This is a genomic window from Kitasatospora paranensis (assembly GCF_039544005.1).
In the GTDB taxonomy this organism is placed as follows: domain Bacteria; phylum Actinomycetota; class Actinomycetes; order Streptomycetales; family Streptomycetaceae; genus Kitasatospora; species Kitasatospora paranensis.
In genome coordinates this window covers 1,276,565-1,299,121 of sequence record NZ_BAABKV010000001.1, presented here as the reverse complement: position 1 = coordinate 1,299,121, position 22,557 = coordinate 1,276,565, and the positions used below count along the sequence as shown (strand labels likewise).

The 22,557-nt window shown below is 73.1% G+C and carries 16 protein-coding genes and 7 pseudogenes; 11 read left to right on the top strand and 12 right to left on the bottom strand.

What is annotated here, in order from left to right; all coding sequences use genetic code 11:
* Nucleotides 1-27: 27 nt before the first annotated feature.
* The 8 genes and pseudogenes from ABEB13_RS06595 to ABEB13_RS06550 form a co-directional block, all read left to right on the top strand.
* Nucleotides 28-1,122: pseudogene (locus ABEB13_RS06595) on the top strand (4-hydroxybenzoate 3-monooxygenase); the annotation flags it as partial.
* Nucleotides 1,123-1,362: 240 nt separating this feature from the next.
* A pseudogene (locus tag ABEB13_RS06590) lies at nt 1,363-2,386 on the top strand (amidohydrolase family protein).
* Between the two features lie 16 nt (nt 2,387-2,402).
* Nucleotides 2,403-3,121: pseudogene (gene ligK / locus ABEB13_RS06585) on the top strand (4-carboxy-4-hydroxy-2-oxoadipate aldolase/oxaloacetate decarboxylase).
* The gene (locus ABEB13_RS06580; RefSeq protein ID WP_345704680.1) at nt 3,118-4,053 is read left to right on the top strand and encodes an amidohydrolase family protein; all 936 of its coding nucleotides are present in this window, start codon (nt 3,118-3,120) and stop codon (nt 4,051-4,053) included. The pseudogene ligK and the gene ABEB13_RS06580 overlap by 4 nt, the downstream one beginning before the upstream one ends.
* Nucleotides 4,054-4,093: 40 nt before the next feature.
* A pseudogene (gene ligA / locus ABEB13_RS40340) lies at nt 4,094-5,399 on the top strand (protocatechuate 4,5-dioxygenase subunit alpha).
* 1 nt (nt 5,400) lies between these two features.
* Nucleotides 5,401-5,574: pseudogene (locus tag ABEB13_RS06560) on the top strand (oxidoreductase); the annotation flags it as partial.
* A gap of 62 nt (nt 5,575-5,636) precedes the next feature.
* Nucleotides 5,637-5,717: pseudogene (locus ABEB13_RS06555) on the top strand (hypothetical protein); the annotation flags it as partial.
* Nucleotides 5,718-5,765: 48 nt separating this feature from the next.
* Nucleotides 5,766-6,368 carry a Gfo/Idh/MocA family protein gene (locus ABEB13_RS06550; protein ID WP_345704677.1) on the top strand — a complete coding sequence of 201 codons (603 nt, stop codon included), beginning with the start codon at nt 5,766-5,768 and terminating at the stop codon, nt 6,366-6,368.
* A 101-nt stretch (nt 6,369-6,469) separates the two neighbouring features.
* On the opposite strand, the gene ABEB13_RS06545 is transcribed toward ABEB13_RS06550, so the two are convergent.
* The 4 genes from ABEB13_RS06545 to ABEB13_RS06530 form a co-directional block, all read right to left on the bottom strand.
* Entirely contained in the window at nt 6,470-7,033 is a 564-nt protein-coding gene (locus ABEB13_RS06545) for a GNAT family N-acetyltransferase (protein ID WP_345704676.1), read from the bottom strand.
* 132 nt (nt 7,034-7,165) lie between these two features.
* Nucleotides 7,166-7,819 (bottom strand): HAD family hydrolase, encoded by a 654-nt coding sequence (locus ABEB13_RS06540; protein WP_345704675.1) that lies wholly within the window; start codon nt 7,817-7,819, stop codon nt 7,166-7,168.
* Between the two features lie 99 nt (nt 7,820-7,918).
* Nucleotides 7,919-8,131: a Sec-independent protein translocase subunit TatA gene (gene tatA / locus ABEB13_RS06535; RefSeq protein WP_345704674.1), complete on the bottom strand. Its 213-nt coding sequence runs from the start codon at nt 8,129-8,131 to the stop codon at nt 7,919-7,921.
* 163 nt (nt 8,132-8,294) lie between these two features.
* Nucleotides 8,295-9,290 (bottom strand): S41 family peptidase, encoded by a 996-nt coding sequence (locus ABEB13_RS06530; RefSeq protein WP_345704673.1) that lies wholly within the window; start codon nt 9,288-9,290, stop codon nt 8,295-8,297.
* Between the two features lie 167 nt (nt 9,291-9,457).
* Between ABEB13_RS06530 and ABEB13_RS06525 the strand changes: the two genes are divergently transcribed.
* Complete coding sequence (locus ABEB13_RS06525) at nt 9,458-10,201, top strand: ribonuclease H family protein (protein ID WP_345704672.1); 744 nt, start codon at nt 9,458-9,460, stop codon at nt 10,199-10,201.
* Between the two features lie 96 nt (nt 10,202-10,297).
* Here the strand turns inward: ABEB13_RS06525 and ABEB13_RS06520 are convergent.
* The 7 genes and pseudogenes from ABEB13_RS06520 to ABEB13_RS06490 form a co-directional block, all read right to left on the bottom strand.
* Nucleotides 10,298-10,728, bottom strand: a pseudogene (locus tag ABEB13_RS06520) (GNAT family N-acetyltransferase).
* Nucleotides 10,729-10,781: 53 nt separating this feature from the next.
* The gene (locus ABEB13_RS06515) at nt 10,782-12,074 is read right to left on the bottom strand and encodes a hypothetical protein (RefSeq protein WP_345704671.1); all 1,293 of its coding nucleotides are present in this window, start codon (nt 12,072-12,074) and stop codon (nt 10,782-10,784) included.
* Between the two features lie 118 nt (nt 12,075-12,192).
* The gene (locus tag ABEB13_RS06510) at nt 12,193-12,696 is read right to left on the bottom strand and encodes a GNAT family N-acetyltransferase (protein ID WP_345709569.1); all 504 of its coding nucleotides are present in this window, start codon (nt 12,694-12,696) and stop codon (nt 12,193-12,195) included.
* Nucleotides 12,697-13,158: 462 nt separating this feature from the next.
* A complete protein-coding gene (locus tag ABEB13_RS06505; RefSeq protein ID WP_345709568.1) occupies nt 13,159-14,148 on the bottom strand; it encodes a LacI family DNA-binding transcriptional regulator in 990 nt (329 codons plus the stop codon).
* A gap of 120 nt (nt 14,149-14,268) precedes the next feature.
* On the bottom strand, nt 14,269-15,177 hold the full coding sequence (locus ABEB13_RS06500) for a carbohydrate ABC transporter permease (protein WP_345704670.1): 909 nt from the start codon (nt 15,175-15,177) through the stop codon (nt 14,269-14,271).
* 1 nt (nt 15,178) lies between these two features.
* Entirely contained in the window at nt 15,179-16,093 is a 915-nt protein-coding gene (locus tag ABEB13_RS06495) for a carbohydrate ABC transporter permease (protein ID WP_100891729.1), read from the bottom strand.
* A gap of 69 nt (nt 16,094-16,162) precedes the next feature.
* Complete coding sequence (locus ABEB13_RS06490) at nt 16,163-17,479, bottom strand: ABC transporter substrate-binding protein (RefSeq protein WP_345704669.1); 1,317 nt, start codon at nt 17,477-17,479, stop codon at nt 16,163-16,165.
* Nucleotides 17,480-17,702: 223 nt separating this feature from the next.
* Here ABEB13_RS06490 and ABEB13_RS06485 point away from each other — a divergent pair, with 223 nt between their 5' ends.
* Together ABEB13_RS06485 and ABEB13_RS06480 are read left to right on the top strand one after the other, a co-directional pair.
* Entirely contained in the window at nt 17,703-19,766 is a 2,064-nt protein-coding gene (locus ABEB13_RS06485; protein WP_345704668.1) for a beta-galactosidase, read from the top strand.
* 179 nt (nt 19,767-19,945) lie between these two features.
* Nucleotides 19,946-21,523 carry a glycoside hydrolase family 53 protein gene (locus tag ABEB13_RS06480; RefSeq protein ID WP_345704667.1) on the top strand — a complete coding sequence of 526 codons (1,578 nt, stop codon included), beginning with the start codon at nt 19,946-19,948 and terminating at the stop codon, nt 21,521-21,523.
* Between the two features lie 183 nt (nt 21,524-21,706).
* On the opposite strand, the gene ABEB13_RS06475 is transcribed toward ABEB13_RS06480, so the two are convergent.
* Entirely contained in the window at nt 21,707-22,330 is a 624-nt protein-coding gene (locus ABEB13_RS06475; RefSeq protein WP_345704666.1) for a hypothetical protein, read from the bottom strand.
* Nucleotides 22,331-22,557: the final 227 nt, after the last annotated feature.

Below are 22,557 nucleotides of genomic sequence, written 5' to 3'. Positions count from 1 at the left end.
AGTGCTGCTGACCGGCCGCGGTCGCGGATGCCAGCGTTCGGGGTGTTCCCGGACGCCCGCAGCCGTACAGGAGATGCCATGGCCGAGGCCACCATCGACACCGTCACCTCGGTACCGGTCGCCGTCGTCGGCGCCGGCCCCGCCGGCCTCATGCTGGCGCACCGGCTCGGCCGCGCCGGCGTCGGCACGGTCGTGGTCGACACCCGCACCCGGCACGGGATCTCCACCACCCAGCGGGCCGGCATCCTGGAGGCCGACGCGGCCCGGGACCTGGTCGAGACCGGCGTGTCCGACCGCGTCCTGCGCGAAGGCCACGAGCACGAGGGCATCGAGCTCCGCTTCGGCGGCCGCCCGCACCGCATCGACTTCAAGGACCTCGTGGGCGCGTCGGTGTGGCTCTACCCGCAGACCGACGTGTTCACCGACCTGGCCGACGCCCGCGACCGCGACGGCGGCACCGTCCTCTACGGCATCCGGGACACCGAGGTCCTCGACGTCACCACCGACGCTCCCCGGGTGCGCTGCACCGCGCCCGACGGCACCCGCCACGAGATCCGGGCGCGGTACGTGGTCGGCGCCGACGGGTCGCGCAGCATGTGCCGCGACCTGGTGCCCGAGGAGCGGCGGGTGCGCTACGGCAAGGAGTACCCGTTCGCCTGGTTCGGCATCATGGCCGAAGCCCCGCCGAGCGCGGCCGAGTTGGTCTACGCCCACTCCGAGCACGGGTTCGCGCTGATCAGCCGGCGCACCGACCGCGTGCAGCGGATGTACTTCCAGTGCGCCCCCGACGAGTCCGTCGACGCCTGGCCCGACGACCGGATCTGGGAGACCCTCCAGGCCCGGGTCGCCGGCGAGGACGGCTTCCGCCTCACCGAGGGGCCGGTCCTGGAACGGACGGTGCTGCGGTTCCGCTCGTTCGTCCAGGAGCCGATGCGCTGGGGCTCGCTGGCCCTCGCGGGCGACGCCGCGCACACCGTGCCGCCGACCGGCGCCCGCGGGCTCAACCTCGCGCTGCACGACGCGAAGGTGCTCGCCCACGTCCTGCTGCGGGCCCTCGGCGGCGAGGGCGACACCGCGCTGGACGACTACCAGCCGCGCGCCCTCCGGCGGATCTGGCGGGCCCAGAACTTCTCCTCCTGGATGACCCGCCTGCTGCACACCGAGCCCGGCGGCACCCCTTCGACCTGCGCCGCCGGCTCGGCGAGCTGGAGAACGTGGCGGGCACCCGCGCCGGCCGCACCTACCTCGCCGAGCAGTACACCGGCTGGCCCACCGGCGCCTGAGCCCGCCCCCGCCCCCGCCCCCGCCCCCGCCCCCGCACCCGCGCAAGCCCCGACCTCGTACGACCACCGGGAGAACACCGTGATCATCGACTGCCACGGCCACTTCACCACCGCACCGGCGCAGTTGGCCGCCTGGCGGGACCGCCAGATCGCGGCGGTCGGCACCCCGGCCGACGCCCCCGACCCCGACGACCTGGTCATCACCGACGACGACCTGAGCGAGGCGATCGAGGGCAACCAGCTGCGCCTCATGGACGAACGCGGCATCGACCTGACGGTCTTCTCCCCGCGCGCCAGCTTCATGGCCCACCACATCGGCGACTTCGAGGTCTCCTCGGTCTGGGCGCGGATCTGCAACGACCTCGTCCACCGCGTCAGCAGGCTCCACCCCGGCCGGTTCGCGATGGGCGCGATGCTGCCGCAGTCGCCGGGCGCCGACCCCGCGACCTGCCTGCCCGAGCTGCGCCGGGCGGTCGAGGAACTCGGCGCGGTGACCGTCAACCTCAACCCCGACCCTCGGGCGGCCGGTGGACGGCGCCGCCGCTGACCGACCGCAACTGGTACCCGCTCTACGAGGCGATGGCCGCGTACGACGTCCCCGCGATGGTCCACGTCAGCACCTCGTGCAATCCGGCCTTCCACACCACCGGCGCCCACTACCTCAACGCCGACACCACCGCCTTCATGCAACTGCTCCAGGGCGACCTGTTCGCCGACTTCCCGACCCTGCGGTTCGTGATCCCGCACGGCGGCGGCGCCGTGCCCTACCACTGGGGACGGTTCCGGGGCCTGGCGGCGGCGCTGGGCAGGCCCGACCCCGAGACGCTGCTGGAGAACGTCCTCTTCGACACCTGCGTCTACCACCAGCCGGGCATCGACCTGCTCACCGAGGTGATCCCCAGCCGGTCGGTCCTCTTCGCCAGCGAGATGATCGGCGCCGTCCGCGGCATCGACCCGCGCACCGGCCACCACTACGACGACACCAAGCGGTACGTCGACGCCACCCCCACCTCTCCGAGGACGAGCGGGCCGCCGTGCACGGCGGCAACGCCCTGCGCGCCTACCCCCGCCTCGCCGCGCACCTCGCCGCGGCCGGCCACTGACCCAGGAGCAGAACGCATGGAACACACCGAGATCGGCGTCGTCCACACGTCGATCACCCGCGCCGATCCCGAGGCCGTCGCCGCACTGTCGGCGTTCGGCGTGGCGACGATCCACGAGGCCATGGGCCGGACCGGCCTGATGCGCCCCTACCTGCGCCCCGTCCACCCGAAGGCCCGCCTGTGCGGGACGGCGGTGACCGTGCTGCTCCAGCCCGGCGACAACTGGATGCTGCACGTCGCCGCCGAGCAGATCCGCGACGGCGACGTCGTGGTCGCGGCCTGCACCACCGAGAGCGAGGACGGCTTCTTCGGTGACCTGCTCGCCACGTCGTTCCGCGCCCGGGGATGCACCGGCCTGGTCATCGACGGCGGCGTGCGCGACGTGGCCGACCTGGAGCAGATGGACTTCCCCGTCTTCGCCCGGGCGGTCAACGCCAAGGGCACGGTCAAGGCCACCCTCGGCTCGGTCAACGTGCCGGTCGTCTGCGCCAACGCCCTCGTCCGGCCCGGTGATGTCGTCGTGGCGGACGCCGACGGGGTCGTCGTGGTGCCGAGGAGCGGGCCGCGGAGGTCGCCGAGGCGTCGGCCCGGCGCGAGGCCGCCGAGGAGGGCAAGCGCGCCCGCTTCCGCGCGGGCGAGCTCGGCCTGGACATGTACGGCATGCGCGGCCCGCTGACGGAGCTCGGACTGCGCTACGAGACCCGCCACGAGACCCGCCACGAGACCCGGGGATGACGATGGCCTTCGAGAAGACCCCGGGCTGGCTGGACTGGTACGCCCGGCCGAGCCGCCCGCAGTTCCGGCTGCCCGAGGGCGCCGTCGACGCGCACTGCCACGTCTTCGGCCCGGCGGCGGAGTACCCGTACGCCCCCGAACGGAAGTACACCCCCTGTGACGCCTCCAGGGACCAGCTCTTCGCGCTCCGGGACCACCTGGGCTTCGCCCGCACCGTCGTCGTGCAGGCGACCTGCCACGGCGCCGACAACGGCGCCATGGTCGCCGCCCTGCGGGCCTCCGGCGGCCGGGCCCGCGGGGTCGCCACCGTGCGGCCCGGGATCCCGGACGCCGAGCTGCGCGACCTGCACGAGGCCGGCGTGCGCGGCGTCCGGTTCACCTTCGTCAAGCGGCTCGTCGACGCGGCGCCGCGGCAGGATCTGCTCGCCGTCGCCGAGCGGATCGCGCCGTACGGCTGGCACGTCGTCCTCTACTTCGAGGCCGCCGACCTCGCCGAGCTGCGCGAGTTCCTGCTCGCGATCCCGGTGCCGCTGGTCGTCGACCACATGGGCCGGCCCGACGTCACCAAGGACCCGCACGGCCCCGAGTTCGAGGCGTTCCTCGACTTCCTGCGGGCCCGGCCCGACATCTGGTGCAAGGTGACCTGCCCGGAGCGGCTGTCCGCGAGCGGGCCGCCGGCCCTCGACGGCGAGCGGCGGGCCTACCGCGACGTCGTCCCGTTCGCCCGGCGGGTGGTCGAGGAGTTCCCCGACCGGGTGCTGTGGGGCACCGACTGGCCGCATCCCAATCTCACCGGCCACATGCCCGACGACGGCCTGCTCGTCGACTTCGTCCCGCACATCGCGCCGACACCGGAGCTGCGACACCGGCTCCTCGTCGCCAACCCGATGCGCCTCTACTGGCCCGACGTCGACCGACCCGACGCCGACTGACCCGCCACCGACCGACCCGCCGCACGATGGGAGCCGCACCATGTCGCTGGACAAGTCCTACAAGCTCGTCCCGGGGACGACGATCTTCGATGCCGAGCAGTCGGCCAAGGGGTACCACCTCAACCAGTTCTGCATGTCGCTGATGACCGCGGAGAACCGCGAGCGCTACCTCGCCGACGAACGCGCCTACCTCGACGCGTGGCCGCTGCGCGAGGAGCAGAAGCGGGCCCTGCTCGACCGCGACCTCAACGCCGCGATGCGCGAGGGCGGCAACATCTACTTCCTCGCCAAGTGGGGTGCCACGCTCGGGCTGTCGTTCCAGCAGATGGCCGGCTCGATGACCGGCATGACCGAGCAGGAGTACCGCGACATGATGGCCGGCGGCGGCCGCTCCATCGAGGGCAACCGGATCGACCACGCCGTCCTGGAGGCCGCCCACGCCGACCCGACCCCGCCGACCGAGCACGCCGTGGTCACCGCCGCCGTCTTCACCTCCCACGTGCCGGCGATCGGTGCGGCGATCGACCACCACAGGACCGACGAGCCTTACTGGCAGCCGGTCTTCGACGGCTACGCATTCTCCAAGCAGTGGGAGCAGGAGAACCTCCCCGACGTGGTGTTCCTCGTCTACAACGACCACGCCACCACCTTCGACCTGTCGCTGATCCCCACCTTCGTCCTCGGCACCGGCGCCGCCTACCCCACCGCCGACGAGGGCTACGGCCCCGCCCCGTCCCGGGCATCGAGGGCGACCCCGACCTGGCCGCCCACATCGCGCACTCGCTCATCCGGGACGACTTCGACCTCACCCTGGTCAACGAGATGACCGTCGACCACGGCCTGACCGTCCCGCTCTCCCTGATGTTCGGCGACGTCGGGACGTGGCCGTGCAAGGTGATCCCGTTCCACGTCAACGTGGTGCAGTACCCGGTGCCGTCGGGGGAGCGGTGCTTCAACCTCGGCCGGGCGCTGCGCCGGGCGATCGAGTCCTACGACCGGCCGTTGAAGGTCCAGGTGTGGGGCACCGGCGGCATGAGCCACCAGCTGCAGGGCCCCGCGCGGGCCTCATCAACCGGGCGTGGGACAACGCCTTCCTCGACCGGCTGGTCGACGACCCGGCCGGCCTCGCGCAACTGCCGCATCTGGACTACGTCGAGCAGGCCGGCTCGGAGGGCATCGAGCTGGTCATGTGGCTGATCGCCCGCGGCGCGATGAGCGACATCGACGGGGACGGCGCGGTCGAGGTCGAGCACCGCTTCTACCACGTGCCGGCGTCCAACACCGCCGTCGGCCACCTGATCCTGCAGAACCAGCCGCGGGCCGAGGCGCCCGCCGAGGAGGAGTGACATGAGCGCCCAGCAGACCGTCCGGATCGCCCTGGCCGGAGGTGGCGCCTTCGGAGCCAAGCACGCGGCCGCCCTCAGGCGGATCGACGGCGTCGAGGTGGCCGTCGTCGTGAGCGACACCCTCGACAGCGCCCGGAAGTTCGCCGTTGAGCACGGCATCGGCCGCGGCGTCGCCACCCTGGACGAGGCGCTCGCGACGGACGAGGTCGACGCCGTCATCCTCGCCACGCCCACCCCCTGCACGCCGGGCAGACCATCGCCTGCCTGGAGGCGGGCAAGCACGTCCAGACCGAGATCCCGCTCGCCGACTCCCTCGCCGATGCCGAGGCGTGCCTGGCGGCCCAGCAGCGCACCGGACTCGTCGCGATGGTGGGACACACCCGGCGCTTCAACCCCAGCCACCAGTGGATCCGGCGGCGGATCCGGGCCGGGGAGTTCCGGATCCAGCAGATGGACGTGCAGACGTACTTCATGCGCCGCACCAACCTCAACGCCCTCGGACAGCCCCGCTCCTGGACGGACCACCTGCTGTGGCACCATGCCGCGCACACCGTCGACCTGTTCGCCCACCAGACCGGCTCGCCGATCGTCCGGGCCAACGCGATCCAGGGCCCGATCCACCCCGAGCTCGGCATCGCGATGGACATGTCGATCCAGCTGCGGGCGGCGAGCGGAGCCATCTGCACGCTCTCGCTGTCGTTCAACAACAACGGCCCGTTCGGCACCTTCTTCCGCTACATCGGCGACACCGGCACCTACCTCGCCCGCTACGACGACCTCGTCACCGGCGAGGACGAGCCGATCGACGTGAGCGGCGTCGATGTCACGACCGACGGCATCGAACTGCAGGACCGCGAGTTCGTCGCCGCCATCCGCGAGGGCCGCGAACCGAACGCCTCCCTCGCCCAGGTCCTGCCCTGCTACCGCACGCTGCACGCCCTCGAACAGCAGCTCACCGCTGCCGACTGACGGAGCCGCCCCTGCTCCATCCGAGCCCGAGCGGCCGCCCGCCCCACGTGGTGTTGCCACTCGGCTCCACGCGGGTGCGGAGCGGTCGTCCGCGCCCGTGGCTAGTGCTGCTCCCACTGGTCCTTGGTGATCTCGTACCGTACGCCGCCATGCTCGGAGCCCTCGATCATCGCCATGTCCGCGGGAACGGGGATGCTTGCCGCGAGCGTCATGTCGAGCTTCCTCATGATGTGCTGCGAGCGGTGGTTCACGGACATCGTCTCGGCCCAGACCGTGTGCACACCGAGCTCCGTGAACGCCTTGCCCAGCAAGGCCCGTGAGCCCTCGGTGGCATAGCCCCTGCCCCAAGCCGACTGCCGCAGCCGGTAGCCGAGTTCGACTTCGTCCAGCGGGCCTTCCGGCTCCGGGCGCAGGATGAACCAGCCGATGAAGGCGCCGCTGTCCTTCTCGTGCGCGGCGAAAAGCCCGAGGTCGCCGCCCCACTTCTCGTAGCCGGCAAGGATGTTCGGCAGGTGGCGTTCGCGGACGACCTCCGGCGCGGTCGGAATGCCGCCGGTCAGGTAACGCATCACCGCCGGATCGCCGTCCAGCTCGATCAGCAGGTCCGCGTCATCGGCAGTGAAGCGCCGCAGGGCCAGGCGCTCGGTCTCCAGGTAGGTGTCCATGAGCCGATCATGCCTGGAGCACCTCGGGCGGCCCAACGGATTTCCTCGGCGACCCGGGGAAGGTGACACGACGTCGCAGGACCGTCCACCGGTGCGGCCACGCGACATCGGTCCGGTCGGGTCGACGGCCCGTCACCACTCCCGTTGCAGCAGGGCCGGGAGGTCCCGCATCGCGTCGAAGACCAGCGTGCCGGGACCCTCCAGCCATTCCGCCGGAGTGAGACCGCCCGCGAAGCCGAGGGTCCGCATCCCGGCGGCCCGGCCCGCGGCGACGCCGTACTGGCTGTCCTCGACGACGACGCACCTGGCCGGCGGGACGCCCAACCGCGCCGCCGCGTGGAGGAAGAGGTCGGGAGCCGGTTTGCCGTTCGCCACCTCGCTCGCGCTGAACACCCGGCCCTCGAACCGGGAGTAGAGGCCGGTCCGGCCGAGGGTGCGCCGCAGGCGCGGATGGCTGCTGCTGGACGCGACGCAGGTCGGCAGGGTGATCCGGTCGAGAGCCTCGACGATGCCCTCGACCGGGGTCAGTTCGGTGTCGAAGGCGTGGTCGTACAACGGCTGGGCCTCCGCCTCCCACCCGTCCGGCAGCGCGTGGCCGAGGTGGGTCTCGATCTCCGAGACCATGTACGCGTGCGACCGGCCCACGAACCGTCGGACGATCTCCTGCTCGGAGAGCTCCCAGCCGAGCGAGGCGAGGACCGTGCGGTCCACCCGGACGGCCAGGCGTTCGCTGTCCAGCAGCACGCCGTCGCAGTCGAAGATCACGAGTTCGAACGGATGCGTCATCCGGGCAGCATAGTGACGAGCCCGCATCGCATGATCGCCGCGCAGGCCGCGCAGGCCGCGCAGGCCGCGCAGGCCGCGCAGGTCACGGAGATCGCCGAGTCATCGTGGCGCCGACGGGCGGCCCTGTTCGTCCTCGCCGGACTCCTCGGCCGGTGTGCCGTCCTCCCGCAGGGCGGCCGTCTCGGCCTTGAGGATGCGCAGGGAGCGTCCCACGCTCCGGGCGATCTCGGGGAGCCGTTTCGCCCCGAAGAGGAGGACGACGACGGCGATCACCAGAAGGACGTGCCAGGGTTCCAACCCGTTGCGGAACATGCCGCACCACCGATCTCCACGAGTCCCGGCCCTCCGCCGGTCCGGCCCGCCGGCACCGGTGCGCCGATCGGTTGCCGGGCCGGCTCCTCCGCCGCGCGGGCGGGGACGGCCGTCGTTCAGGTTCGGCGCCGGCGTGCCGGTGGATTGGTCCGGCGCAGGCCCGTCAGAGCCGGACCGCGGGGTCGGCGGCGGTCAGCGCCGCGCCGTCGAGCGCCTCCCGGGCCTCCTGTACGGACAGGGCGCTGCCGCCCGTGCGGACGATCTCCGCCAGGAGTGCGCGGTGGGCGGCGTCCAGGGCCAGGGCGGGGTCGGTCTCGACGTCGGGGGTGATGCCGACGCCTTCCCAGTTGGTGCTGGAGACGGGGTTGACCGAGCGGGCCACCGGGATGGTGGCCTCCAGGTGGGGGTGCAGGGTGAAGCCCTGGCGGGGGTTGGCGCCGCCGCCGCTTCGCTCGCCGTAGACCAGGCCGCGGCCCAGCTGCTGCAGGTCGTAGGCGAGTTCCTCGCCGCCGGAGAAGGTGGCGCGGCTGATGAGCACCGCGAGCGGCTTGCGGCCGCCGAACCGGGCCCCCGGGACGTGCGCCAGGCTCCAGAACTGCTGCCCGCCGTCGTCCTCGCGGTCGCGGAGCGTGTTGAGGTGGGTGGGCTCGTCGAACAGGTAGCTGCTGATGAAGGAGACGGTGTCCGGATGGCCGCCGACGCATGCGCGCAGGTCCAGGACCAGGGCCTCGGCCCGGGCCACCAGGTTGAGGGCGGCGGTCAGCGTGTCGGCGGTCATGTCGAGCGGGAACAGGATCGGCGCGAGCTCGATCCGCACCACCCCGCCGGCCAGCCGCTCGATCAGCGGGACTCCGCCGAGCGAGCCGGCGGCGGCCCGGGTCATCTCCTCCCGCACCGCACCGTCCGCCTCGGCGGGCACCTCGTACGGGTGGAACTTCAGCCGCAGGTGCCGGTCGCCGTTGAGCGACTGGAGATCCTCGGTCACCAGCCGGCCGAGCGTCTCGGCGTCCTCGGCCCGGTGGTAGTGCCCGGCCGCCAGCCGGTCCGCGAGCAGGCCCGCCAGGCGGGCCCCGATCTCCGGGAACACGTAGTGCTCGGTGGTGAGCCGTGCGGTCTCGTCGACGATGCCGGTGATCTCGGCGGGCTGCAGCTGTGTCATCTCGTCCCCCTGGGTGTCCTGACGGCCGATCAGGCCGGCGCCAGTACAGCACGGGTCGACGTAAAGCGTCAATGAATATCGACGCTTTACGTTCGCCCCCCCCGGCGGACGGCGACCGCGTGAGGCCGGTGTCCTGGGGAGCCTCCCGGGTTTGGGATGATCGGTGCATGGTCGAACGAGTCATCGCAGCCTGTGACGGCGCATGCAAGGGCAACCCGGGTCCGGCGGCATGGGCCTACGTGATCGCGGACGGTACCGGCGCGCCGCAGCGCTGGCAGGCCGGTCCGCTCGGCCGCGCCACCAACAACGTCGGTGAGCTGACGGCGCTGGAGCGGCTGCTGGAGGCCACCGACCCGGCCGTCCCGCTGGAGGTCCGCCTCGACAGCACGTACACCCGCGACGCGGTCACCAAGTGGCTCGCCGGGTGGAAGCGCAACGGCTGGCGGACGGCCGGCGGCTCGCCGGTCGCCAACCGGGAGCTGATCCAGCGCATCGACGGGCTCCTCGCGGACCGCGACGTCGCCTTCGTCTACGTCCCCGCGCACCAGGTGGACGGCGACCCGCTGAACGCGATCGCCGACAAGGCCGCGAGCGACGCCGCCCGGACCCAGCAGGCGGCCGGTGGCACGGCCGACGACCTCCCGGTGCCGGACGCCCCCGTCGCGTCCGCGGCCAGGAGCCCGCGGCGATCGGCCGCCACCGGCTCCGCCAGGACGACCGCCGCGAAGTCCGGCGCGGCCACGTCGGGGACGGCGAAGTCCGCGGCCGCGAGGTCCGCCGGCGGCTCCCGGACGCTCGCCGCCCGCTTCCCGGGCACCTGCCCCTGCAGCCGCCGCTACGCCAAGGGCGAGCAGATCACCAAGGTCGGGACGGGCTGGGGCCACCCCGAGTGCGCGGCGACCCAGGCCTGACCACGGCCGGGACCCGGCCCGGGTCGTGGGGGCAGGGCAGCGGTGACCGGAGTTGCGGTGACCGGGGTCGGCGACGGGGGCGGTGACCGGGCCGGATCACTGCTCGCCGAGGGCCATCCACCTCTCCGGGTGCGCCAGGGGGCGAAGCCCGCCTTCGCATAGACCCCGTGGGCGTCCGCGGTCGCCAGCAGGATCCGGCGCAGGCCGTACGGCGCCAGGTGGTCGCGGACGGCGGCTGCCAGGGCCGTCCCCAGTCCGCGGCCGCGTGCCGAGGGGTCGATGTACACGTCGCACAGCCAGGCGAACGTCGCCAGATCGGTCACCACGCGGGCGTAGCCGACCTGCGCACCCGAGGCGGCCTCGTGGACGGCGAAGTTCAGCGAGCCGTCGATCGCGAGGTCCTGCTTCTCCCGCGAACGGCCGCGCGCCCAGTACGCGTCCTGCGACAGCCAGCGGTGCACCAGGGCGCGGTCGAGACGGGCGGGGTCGGTGGTGATCTCGTAGCCGGCGGGGGCGGTGGTGTCCATGGGCGCATCCAAGCAGCCGCCCCCGTCTCCGGGCCACCGGCCTCCGGCGCCCGTCACGCGTGCTCCCACGGCAGCCGGATCGCCTCGTACGGTGCGGCGTAGTGCCGCAGCCGTGCCCCGTCGGTGGCTTCGTGGCGCCGCAGCGCCTCGGCGGTCAGGGCCACACCGCGAGCGAGGTCGTCGCGGACCAGCACCTGGACGGAGTCCGAGACGGCCACGAGCTCGCCGTCCGGCCCGGTGCGGTACGCACTGCCGTTGGCCGAGGCCCGGCCGAGACCGGCCTGCCGGAGGGCGGCGTCGAGGTCGGCGGCCAGCCGGCGGGCGCGACCCGCCCGGTGCTCCACCGCCTGCACGGTGAGGTACAGCGTCCAGCACTGCGCACCGGTGAGCGGACTCACCCCGAACCACCTCCTGACCAGCGATCCCTGCACCGCACCGGCGAGCACCTCGACCGCCCAGCAGGACTCGGCCCGGCTCACCGGTGCCGTCAGGGCGCGCAGCAGGGCCGGGTGCGCGAAGCCCGCGGTGCGCAGCGCGTCGGCGAGGGCGGCCACCCGGCGGTGCCCGTCGGCGGTGAGGCAGCGCTCCAGGGCGGAGCGGACGGCCGGGCGGGACAGTGCCGGGTCGGCGGCGGCGTCGGCGAGCAGTCGTTCCGCCCGGTCGAGGAGCGCGGACCAGGCGGCGAACGGGAACTCCTCGGAACCCGGGGTCCTCGTGGAGTAGAGCGGGGCGCCGCGCGCGTCGAGGGGCTGGTCGACGGCGTGGTGGCCCGCCGCGTCGACCGTCCACTCCAGGCCGGTGCCCCGCAGGTCGCGCAGCTCGAACCAGTCGCGCACCTCGGGCCGCACATTGCGGTCCGTGCCCCTGCCCGTCTCCGGGCGCAGCAGTCGGAAGGCGGCGTCCATCGGCGGGGTGAACGCGTCGGGATCGGCCTGCTCGTCCAGGACGACGAAACGGGCCAGCAGCGCGAGGACCGGGCCGGGGTGGCGCAGGTCGGGGTCGTGCAGCGCCACCGCCCGTGCCAGCAGCTCCAGCTCGGCCCAGCGCATCACGTGCGGCTGGAAGTGCGCCTCGTCGTCCCAGCCGAGCTGGACGGGTTCCGGCAGGCCCGGTGCCCGCAGCGCGAGGTCGTGGGCCCGGCCGGTCAGATCGATGTCGAGGACGAGGGCGAGACCGCCGCCGAGGCCGAACTCCGCCCGATGGGTGTCCTCCTCGTCCTCCTCGTCCTCCTCCTGTGCCGAGGCGTCGGAGAACTCGTCGGCTCCGGCGGCATCGTCGTCGAAGGCGTACAGGGGCCAGAAGTCCGGCTGGGCCATCCGGGCGGTCAACGGGTCGGGCAGCGGCATGCCTGCAGGTTAGGGCCCGTGCGGCCGGGCGGGCCGACAGGGGCCGGCAGCAGGGCCCGGAGGCCGCGCCCTCGGAGCGCTCCGCCGACCGGGCCCGCCGGCGGGGGATCCTGTGGCTTCAGGGCTGCTTCAGCAGGACCGCACGGGTGTAGAGCAGGTCGAAGCCCCGGCGCTGGGCGTTCTGCTGGGACGTGGACCCCGGCTGCGTGGTGACGACGGCGATGTCGCAGCCGGCGGCCGCGGCGTCGGCGAGCCGGGTGGAGAGCAGCGCGGTCTGGACCCCTCGGCGGCGGTGATCGGGTGCGGTCGCCGCGCCGGTGAACTGCGCGACGCCCTCGGCCATGCGGAGACCGGCGCCGCCCACGATCACCCCGTCGAGCAGTGCGACGTAGCGCATGACGCCCGCTGCCGCCGCCAGATCCCGTACGGCCCTCGCGATGACGTCACGGGGAAACTCCTCGTGGGAGGAGACCCCTCGCGTGTCGGGGTGGGCGAATCCCGCCGCGACGACGTCGAGCCACCGGTCGAACTCGTCGTCGCCGCTCGGCCTGACCTCGACCCCGGGGGCGCCACCTGCTCGTGGTCGCCCCCGAGGGCACGGCCGAGCACGTTCTCGTACGATGCGAGCCGGTATCCCCGTTCGGTCAGGAGGGTGCCGATCGCGGGGTCGCCGAGGTGGGCGAGCTCGACCTGCACGGGGGCACCGCAGGCGGCGAAGGCCCGCTCGATCCCGTCGAGGGCGGCCGCGCTCGGCAGGCCGCCGAAGCCGAGCCCCGCGACCTTGTTGAGCGGTGAGTCCTCCTCGGCGAAGCTCGCCACGCCTCCGGCGATCGGAAGCACGAAGCCCGCCCCGTCCGCCCTGCGACGATGCGCGGCCTCGCTGCCCTTGGCGATGAGCTGCGCCTCGACCCGCTCGATGCGCCCGGCCAGGGCGGTGTCGCAGAAGAGGGGCACGCGGTGAGCGTTCATGCGCCCGAGCTTAGGGCCGCTCGGACGGCGTTCGGGGACGCGCCGCCGCCCGTCTGCCGACCGTCCGCCTGCCCGGCCTGCGGCGGCGCCGGCCCGCGGCCGAGCGCGCCCACCGCTACGCCGACTCGCGGATCACCAGCTCGGTGGGGAGGATCACCGTCGGCTGGGCCTCGCCGGCGATCTGGGCGAGCAGGAGGCGGACCATCTCGCTGCTGATCCGGTCCCAGGGCTGGCGCACGGTGGTGAGCGGCGGGCGGGTGGTCAGGGCGGCGGGGGAGTCGTCGAAGCCGCCGACCGCCACGTCGCCGGGGACGCTGCGGCCCGCCTGGTGCAGGGCGGTCAGCGCGCCGTCGGCCATCAGGTCGGAGGCGACGAACACGGCGTCCAGGTCGGGTGCGGTGGCGAGCAGCCGGGCCGCGGCCTCCTCGCCGCCGGCGCGGCTGTAGTCGCCGTACGCCACCAGGCGCTCGTCGAAGGCGATGCCGTACTCGTCGAGGACCTCGCGGTAGCCGTACAGGCGCTCGACGCCGCCGGGCGTGTCCTGCGGGCCGGCGATGGTGGCGATCCGGCTGCGGCCGGACTCGACGAGGTGGCGGACCATGTCCTTGGCGCCCTCGCGGTCGTCGGCGGCCACGTACGGGACGCGGCCGCGCTGCCCGAGCGGTTTGCCGCAGCAGACCATCGGGATCTCGGCCTCCCGGAGCTGCTCGATCATCGGGTTGCCCCGGTGCGAGGAGACCAGCAGGACGCCGTCGACGTGCCCGGCGGCCAGGTAGCGGGTGATCCGGCGCTGCTCGGCCTCGTCCCCGGCGGTCATCAGCAGCAGCGGCATGTCGTGCGTGGCCAGGGCGGCCGTGCATCCGCGCAGCAGGGTGGTGAAGTTCGGGTCCTCGAAGAACCGCTCCTGCGGCTCGGTGAGCAGGAAGGCGACCGAGCCGGACCGCTGGGTGACCAGGCTGCGGGCAGCCCGGTTGACGACGTAGCCGAGCTTGGCGATGGCCGCGTTCACGGCCTCCAGGGAGGCCGGACTGACGTTGTGGCCGCCCTGCAGGACGCGGGAGACGGTGCCGCGCGAGACCCCGGCGACGGCGGCGACGTCGTGGATGGTCGGCGGGCGACGGGGGTGCCGGACGCGCGGCCTCGGTGCGCTGGTTCCGTCATGGGGTGTCGGTTCCTCGGGGGACGGGTCGGGCGGAGCTGTGAGCGGCGGTGTGCTGGCGGACGGTCAGGACTTTACGGCCCCGGAGAGCAGATCGATGCGCCAGTAACGCTGGAGTCCCAGGAAGAGGGCGATCAGCGGGACGATCGACAGCAGCGCTCCGGTGATCACCAGAGTGTAGAGGGCGGGCGCGTTGGCACCCTGCTGGAGCAGCGAGTACAGGCCGACGGTGACCGGGAACTTGTGGTCGTCGCCGAGCATGATGTACGGCAGCAGGAAGTTGTTCCAGATCGCCACGAACTGGAACAGGAAGACGGTGACCAGGCCGGGCACCATCATCGGCAGCGCCACGCTGCGGAACAGCCGCCACTCGCGGGCGCCGTCGACCCGGGCGGCCTCGACCACCTCGTCCGGGATGGCGGCGGCGGCGTAGATGCGGGCCAGGTAGATGCCGTACGGGCTGACGATGCTGGGCAGCAGGACCGACCAGTAGCTGTCGGCGAGGCCGGCCTTGGCCATCAGCAGGTACTGCGGGACGGCCAGCGTGATGGGCGGCATCAGCACGCCGGCGAGCAGGATGTTGAAGAGCGCGGTGCGGCCGCGGAAGCGATACTTGGCCAGGGCGTAGCCGGTGACGCCGGAGAGCGCCGCGGACAGCAGGGCGCCGACCCCGGCGTACAGCGCGGAGTTCGCCATCCACTGCCAGTACACGCCGTCGCGGTAGTGCGACAGGTCGGCGAGGTTGTGGAGCAGGCCGCTGCCGGGGGCGAAGGTGAAGGTGGTGAACAGCTCGTTGCTGCTCTTGGTGGCCGCCATGACGACCCACAGGATCGGGATCAGGCAGTAGACGGCGCCGAGCAGCAGGATCAGGGTGGGCGTCCACGCGGTGCGCCGCGGCGGGGCGGCGGCGTTGCCGGGGGTGGTGCCGGGGGCCGGGGCGGTGCGGCCGCGGCGGTCGGTCAGGACGGTACTCATCTCAGCTGCCTCCTTCGGAGCGCTTGTTGACCAGCTTGAGGAAGCCGAAGGACAGGACGAGGGTGGCCGTGGCGACGACCACCGAGGTGGCGGCGGCGGAGTAGATGTCGCCCTGGACGAAGGCGTCGCGGTAGACCTTCATCAGCGGGCTCCAGGTGGAACTCATCGAGTTGGTCAGCGGCTTGAGGGTCATCGGCTCGCTGAACACCTGGAGGGTGGCGATCATCGAGAAGAAGAAGGTGAGCACCAGCGAGGGCGCCACCATCGGGATCTTGATGCGCAGGGCGACCTGGAGCTCGGAGGCGCCGTCCAGCCGGGCCGCCTCGTACAGTTCGGCCGGGATGGCACGCAGCGAGGTGTAGATGACGATCATGTTGAAGCCGGTGCCGCCCCAGACCGCGATGTTGGCGAGCGCCACGAACAGGCCGTTACCGTGCAGCAGGTCGGGGCCGCCGATGCCGGCCTTGTCGAGCAGGAAGTAGCCGGGGCTGACGGTCGGCAGGTAGAGGAAGCCCCAGAGCAGCGAGGCGACGATGCCGGGCACGGCGTACGGCAGGAAGATCGCGAGCCGGGAGAAGGCGCCGAGCCGGAGCCTGGGTGTGTCCAGCAGCAGGGCGAAGAACAGGGCCGCGCCGAGCATGGTCGGCACCAGCAGCGCGCCGTACAGCAGGGTGCGCCCGGATCCGGCGAGCAGCTCCGGGTCGGCGAGCGCGGAGGTGTAGTTCGACAGGCCCGCCCAGACCTCGGTGCGGGCGTGCGCGCCGAGGCCCAGGCCCTTCACGTGGACGGCGCGGAAGCTCAGGTAGATCGCGTAGCCGATGGGCAGTGCGAAGAACAGCGCGAACAGCGCGACGGCGGGCGACAGGAAGGCGTACGGGGCGAGGCGCCTGGTCGGGCTGGGCTGGTGGGACGCCATGGCGGTCCTAGGGGTGGGTTGGGCGCCCGGGGCCGCCGCGCGGCGGCCCGGGCCGGGCTGGCGGGCGGATCAGCCCTCGGTGGTGAAGCCGTTCTTCTTCAGGTCGGCGACGGTGGACTGCTGCATCGCGGTCAGCGCGGCCGAGAAGTCGGTCTTGTCCTGGGCGGCCTTGCCGAAGGCGTCCTTGAAGGTGGAGTACGCGACGTTGACGTTCGGGCCCCACGCGGCGGGCGCGGTGTTCTTCGCGATCGCGGCGGCCCGGGTGTAGAAGTCGGGCTGGTTGGCGAAGAAGTCCGGTGCGGTGGCCAGCGCGCCGCCGCTCTGCGCGGCGGTCGCGGCGGGGTAGATGCCGGCCTGCTTGACGAGGGCGTCGACGGCCTGGGCGTCGGTGTTGAGCCAGGTGGCGAACTTCGCCGCGGCGTCGGCGTGGCCGCTCTTGACGGCGCCGGCGGTGACGCCGGTGGTGGAGCCGCCCCAGCTTCCGGTGACGGACTCGCCGGCGTTCCACTGCGGCAGCGGGGCGATCGCCCACTTGCCCTTGGTGTCCGGGGCGGAGGAGGTGAAGACGCCGGGGGCCCAGACCGCGGAGACCCAGGCGATCTGGGTGCCGTCGTTCAGCGCCTTGCTCCAGGCCGGGGTGTACATCGGCTGGTTGTCGATGGCGCCGTCCTTGACCAGGCCGCCCCAGAAGTCGGCGACCTTCTTGGTGGCGGCGTCGTCGATGGCGACCTTCCAGGTCTCGCCGGAGGCGGTCCACCACTTCGCGCCGGCCTGCTGGGCGAGGCCGGCGAACAGGCCGGAGTCGTTCGCGGAGAAGGTGGTCAGCGCCTTCGACGGCTCCTTCTGCTTGAGCTGCCGGGCGGCGTCGGCGAATTCGGCCCAGGTGGTGGGCACCTTGAGGCCGTACTGCTGGAAGAGGTCCTGGCGGTAGTAGAGGGCGAGCGGCGCGGTGTCCTCGGGGATCGCGTAGACCGCGTCGGAGCCGAGGGTGACCTGCTGCCAGACGCCGGGGGCGAAGTCGCTCTTCGCGCTGCCGGCCTGCTTGGAGATGTCGGCGAGCACGTCGTTGCTGACCAGGGTGGGCAGCGCCTGGTACTCGGCCTGCACGAGGTCGGGGGCGTTGCCGGCCTTGGCGGCGGTGATGGTCTTGGTGACCAGGTCGTCGCCGGAGGCCTGCTTCTGGACGCTGACCTGGATGTCCGGGTGGGAGGCGTTCCAGATCGCGGCGACCTTGTCCATGTTCGGAGTCCAGGACCAGAAGGTCAGCTTCACCGGCCCGGTGGCGGCCTTGGGTGCGTCGGAGCCGCCGCCGCTGCTGCCGCAGGCGGTCAGCGACAGGGCGCCGCAGAGCGCGGCGGCCGTGGTGAGGGCGAGGCGACGGTGCATGGATCCTCCCGGGGATCACTGCTGGGGAGTGGAACAGGTGGGGGTGTGCCGCGATGACCGGCGCCGGTCTCCGATGGTGCCCGGAGCCGTGACCGTCGCTGTGCACGTTCACAGTACGGAAACCTGCTGGACACTTGTCAATCCCCTACCCCGTACGGTTATCTTGCCGAAACACTGCGCACTCTTTCTGTGTACGTTCACAGTCCCGTCCCATGGAGCACCAATGGATCACCCGCTGACTCGCGACAAGAACCCGGACGCGGCCGCCGGGCCCGCCGTACGGCACCGCTGGCCGGTCGGGCTGGACGCGCTCGCCCACGGCGGGGACTACAACCCCGAGCAGTGGCCGGAGGAGGTCTGGCACGAGGACGTCCGGCTGATGCGCGAGGCCGGCGTCACCATGGTGAGCGTCGGGATCTTCTCCTGGGCCCTGCTGGAGACCGAGCGGGGTGTCCACGACTTCGGCTGGCTCGACCGGCTGCTCGACCTGCTGCACGAGAACGGCATCCGGGTCGACCTCGGCACCCCCACCGTCGTGCCCCCCGCATGGTTCTACCGCGAGCACCCCGACGCGCTGCCCGTCACCCGTGACGGCCTGCGCCACGAGTTCGGCTCCCGCGGCGCGATCTGCCACAGCTCGCCCGCCTACCACGAGGCCGCCGCCGCCATCACCGAGCAGCTCGCCCGCCGGTACGGCGGCCACCCGGCACTCGCCCTCTGGCACGTCCACAACGAGTACGGCGTGCCGGTCTCCGCCTGCTACTGCGAGACCTCCGCCGCGCACTTCCGGCGCTGGCTCGCCGACCGGTACACCACCGTCAAGGAGCTCAACGAGGCCTGGGGGACGGCCTTCTGGGGCCAGTCCTACACCCGCTGGGACGACATCCGGCCGCCCCGCCTCACCCCCACCGCCGGCAACCCCGCCCAGCAGCTCGACTGGGCGCGCTTCACCAGCGACGCCCTGCTGGAGAACTTCGTCCGCGAGCGCGACATCCTGCACCGGCTGTCACCCGGGGTGCCGGTCACCACCAACTTCATGACCGCGCTGACCCAGTGCGAGTCCCTCGACTACTGGGCCTGGGGCCGCGAGGTGGACCTCGTCGCCAACGACCACTACCTGGTGGCCGAGGCCGACCGGAACCACGTCAACCTGGCGATGTCCGCCGACCTCACCCGCTCGGTGGCCGGCGGCCGGCCCTGGCTGCTGCTGGAGCACTCCACCGGTGCGGTCAACTGGCAGCCCCGCAACATCGCCAAGCGGCCCGGCGAGATGGCCCGCAACAGCCTGGCGCACGTCGCCCGCGGCTCCGACGGCGCGATGTTCTTCCAGTGGCGGGCCTCCCGCTCCGGCGCCGAGAAGTTCCACTCCGCGATGCTCCCGCACGCCGGCACTGACAGCCGGATCTGGCGGGAGGTCGTCACCCTCGGCGCCGACCTGTCCGCGCTCGGCGCCGTCCGCGGCAGTCGGGTGGTCTCCGACGCCGCCGTCCTGTGGGACTGGCAGTCCTGGTGGGCCCAGAAGCTCGAATGGCGCCCCAGCGTCGAACTCGACGCCCGCGACCAGGCCGACCGCTGGTACACCGCCGCCTACGACCGCCACCTCACCGTGGACTTCGCCCACCCCGAGGCCGACCTCGCCGGGTACCCACTGGTGCTCGTCCCCGCCCTCTACCTGGCGACCGACGCCACCTCCCGCAACCTGCGCCGCTACGTCGAGGACGGCGGCACCCTCGCCGTCTCCTACTTCTCCGGCATCGTCGACGCCCACGACGCCGTGCACCCCGGCCCCCACCCCGGTGCGCTGCGCGACGTCCTCGGCCTCACCGTCGAGGAGTTCGCACCGCTGCGGCAGGGCGAGCGCGTCCGGCTCGACGGCCCCGGCGGTGCCCTCGCCGGCGACGCCTGGTCCGAGTTCGTCGTGCCCCGCGGCGCGGACACGCTCTGGACGTACGCCGACGGCCCCGCCGCCGGGCACCCCGCCGTCACCCGGCACGCCCTCGGCGACGGCAGTGCCTGGTACCTCTCCACCCGGCTCGACGAGCCCGGCCTCGCCGACGTGCTGGCCCGGGTCTGCGCCGACGCGGGCCTGCCCGGGCGCGAACTCCCGCGCGACGTCGAGGTGGTGGAGCGGGTCGGCACGCACGGCCGCTACCTGTTCGCCGTCAACCACACCGGTGCCGACGCCCGCGTCCCGCTGCCGGGCGCCGGCACCGAGCTGCTCACCGGCGCACCGGTGACCGGCGCTCTGGACGTCCCGGCCGGGGCCACCCGGGTCGTCCACCTCTGACCCCTGCCCGGGCCGCCGAGGGTCGGTCCGGGCAGGTGCACCACCCGTCGGGGCGGCCGCGCACGGAGGGCCCGTCCGACCGTTCCGGCGGGATCGGTCGGCCGGCCCCGGCGCGCGGCCGCCCCGCCACCCACCCCCAGGCAGTACCTCCCCCACCCCCCACATCGCCGAGGATGACGATGCATCAGGTACTCCGGCGCCTGCTGACGGGCGGCGCAGCCGCCCTCCTGCTGGCCACTGCCACCACGGCCGGCCTCCCGGCCGCCACCGCCCAGGCCGCCACCACGGTCACCAACCCCGGCTTCGAGAGCGGGAGCGCGGCCACCGCCACCCCCACCGGCTGGTCCACCTACTCGGCGGGCGGCCAGAACGCCGCCTCCTACACCGAGGCCGGCGGCCACGGCGGCTCCTACCGGCTCACCCACTGGTCCGCCTCGGCCTACAAGGTGGAGACCTACCAGTACCTCTCGGGGCTCACCGACGGCAGCTACACGCTGACCGCCTGGGTCCGCTCCAGCGGCGGGCAGAACTCCGCCTACCTGGCGCTGCGCAACTGCGGCTCCGCCGAGCAGCGCACCGACCTGCCGGTCACCCCCAACGGTGCCTGGATCCGCCTGGTCACCTCGGTGGCCGTGGTGGGCGGCCAGTGCACCATCAGCATCGACTCCGACGCCAACGCCGGGAACTGGATCAACGTCGACGACCTCACTCTCACCGCCGGATCGACCGGCGTGGCGGCCCGCGGCGTGGACGTCTCGACGCTGAAGAAGAGCGAGGACAAGGGCGGCACCTACAGCTACGCCAACGGCACCTCCGCGGACGCGCTGACCGTCCTGCACGCGGCCGGCGCCGACTACGTGCGGCTCAAGGTGTGGGTGAACCCGGCCGACGGCTACAACACCAAGACCCAGGTGCTGGCCATGGCCGCCCGTGCCAAGGCGCTCGGCATGAAGATCCTCGTCGACTTCCACTACTCCGACACCTGGGCCGACCCGGGCAAGCAGACCAAGCCGTCGCCCTGGGCCGCGTACACCGTCGCCCAGCTCGGTACCGCCGTCTACAACCACACCTACGACGTGCTCAACGCCCTCAAGGCCCAGGGCACGACGGCCGACATGGTGCAGATCGGCAACGAGATCAACGGCGGCATGCTCTGGCCGGAGGGCTCCACCTCCAACTGGGGCAACCTCGCCGCCTTCCTGACCCAGGGTGCGAACGCCGCCAAGGCCGTCAGCTCCGCGACGAAGGTGATGCTGCACCTGGCGAAGGGCGGCGACGACGCGGGTGCCCGGACGTTCTACGACAACGCCGTCTCGCACGGCGTGCCGTTCGACGTCATCGGCCTCTCCTACTACAGCTACTGGCACGGCCCGCTGAGCGACCTGCAGACCACCCTCGACGACATGGCCGCGCGCTACGGCAAGCAGGTCGTCGTCGCCGAGACCGCCTACGCCTTCACCCTCGACAACGCAGACTCCCTGACGAACAACCTGGCCACCACCTCCCAGCTGACCACCGGCTACCCGGCCACCCAGGCCGGACAGGCGGCCGCGCTGCGGGACGTCCTCGACGTGGTGGAGGCCGTCCCGAACGGCAAGGGGCTCGGCGCCTTCTACTGGGAGCCGACCTGGACGGCCGTCACCGGCAACGGCTGGGACCCGGCCGACCCGACCTCGGGCGACGCCTGGGAGAACCAGGCGCTCTTCGACTACACCCACAGGCCGACCGCCGCGATGGCCTGGCTGGGCCACCGCTGACCGACACCTCCTGACGGCGGTGCCGCCCGGCCCGGGTCCCGGCCCGGGCGGCACCGCCGCAGCGCCGTCCGGTGGCCGGCCGTCAGCGCCGCGGCACCGGTGTCCCCGGTGCCCGCGGGACGGCGAGGACGTCCGCGTCGTGCACGTCGGGGCGGTTCAGCAGGAGCGTGAGCTGGTGTCCCGTCAGCCGGGAGCAGTCGAGGAGCTGCCCCGAGTCGGTGCGCAGGCAGGACAGCTGAAAGTACGTGGTGAGCCAGTCCAGGTCGCCGGGGCCGAGCCGTTCGACCGCCACGACCAGGGCGCACCGGGCCAGGGCCCGCAGGCCGGGCAGGGACTCCCGCAGGACGGGCGCCCCCGGTCGTCGAGGTCGACCCTGGCGAGGAGCGCATGCTCAGGGTGGAGGCCCAGGCCGTCCAGGACGGGCGGGGCCGCCGGGGCGCGGTCACCGGGCGTGAGGGACAGGACACGGGCCTGCGGCACGGTCGGGACCAGGTCGTGCCACAGGCCGGGCAGCGCGCTCCCGTCCGGCGCGGCCGCGACGACCGCGGCGTGCGGGGGCAGGTCGACGGCCGTCAGCAGCGTGCCGTCGCGCGCGCCGAGGTGGACGACCCAGTCCCAGTCGGCCAGGTCGACGGCGTGGGCCCACAGCCGCAGGGTGTCCGGGTGCAGGACGCCGCCCGGGGCGGCAGGGGCCCGTTCGCGGCCGCCCGGGGCCGGGCGGCCGGGTATCCCGGCGGAGGCGGGGGAGGGGAGGCCTGTCGTGGCCGGCCGGGCCGGGCCGCTGCCTGATTCGTCGACGCCGTGCATTGTCGCCGCCCTTCTGTCGGTACTGCGCCACATTCTTGCACCGGGTCACTCGGCCTGTCGCCGTCTCCCTTGGCCAGGAGTCGAGTTGACGATTCGTCAGGATGGGTGCGACTCCGCTGCGCCGCGGTCCGGCCGGTGGGCCCGGGCCCCCGCCGGCCCGGCCGCCGACACCCCCGAGCGCTGTGCGGATGCCGCCGGAGGCCGTCCGGGGAGACGATGGAGAGCGT

Coding starts and splice junctions, on each gene's coding strand:
- ABEB13_RS06485 (WP_345704668.1), top strand. CDS start 17,703: ATGGATCACCCGCTGACTCGCGACAAGAACCCGGACGCGGCCGCCGGG.
- ABEB13_RS06500 (WP_345704670.1), bottom strand. CDS start 15,177: ATGAGTACCGTCCTGACCGACCGCCGCGGCCGCACCGCCCCGGCCCCC.
- ABEB13_RS06490 (WP_345704669.1), bottom strand. CDS start 17,479: ATGCACCGTCGCCTCGCCCTCACCACGGCCGCCGCGCTCTGCGGCGCC.
- ABEB13_RS06495 (WP_100891729.1), bottom strand. CDS start 16,093: ATGGCGTCCCACCAGCCCAGCCCGACCAGGCGCCTCGCCCCGTACGCC.
- tatA (WP_345704674.1), bottom strand. CDS start 8,131: ATGTTCCGCAACGGGTTGGAACCCTGGCACGTCCTTCTGGTGATCGCC.
- ABEB13_RS06540 (WP_345704675.1), bottom strand. CDS start 7,819: ATGACGCATCCGTTCGAACTCGTGATCTTCGACTGCGACGGCGTGCTG.
- ABEB13_RS06530 (WP_345704673.1), bottom strand. CDS start 9,290: ATGACACAGCTGCAGCCCGCCGAGATCACCGGCATCGTCGACGAGACC.
- ABEB13_RS06550 (WP_345704677.1), top strand. CDS start 5,766: ATGGTGGGACACACCCGGCGCTTCAACCCCAGCCACCAGTGGATCCGG.
- ABEB13_RS06475 (WP_345704666.1), bottom strand. CDS start 22,330: ATGCACGGCGTCGACGAATCAGGCAGCGGCCCGGCCCGGCCGGCCACG.
- ABEB13_RS06525 (WP_345704672.1), top strand. CDS start 9,458: ATGGTCGAACGAGTCATCGCAGCCTGTGACGGCGCATGCAAGGGCAAC.
- ABEB13_RS06580 (WP_345704680.1), top strand. CDS start 3,118: ATGACGATGGCCTTCGAGAAGACCCCGGGCTGGCTGGACTGGTACGCC.
- ABEB13_RS06515 (WP_345704671.1), bottom strand. CDS start 12,074: ATGCCGCTGCCCGACCCGTTGACCGCCCGGATGGCCCAGCCGGACTTC.
- ABEB13_RS06545 (WP_345704676.1), bottom strand. CDS start 7,033: ATGGACACCTACCTGGAGACCGAGCGCCTGGCCCTGCGGCGCTTCACT.
- ABEB13_RS06480 (WP_345704667.1), top strand. CDS start 19,946: ATGCATCAGGTACTCCGGCGCCTGCTGACGGGCGGCGCAGCCGCCCTC.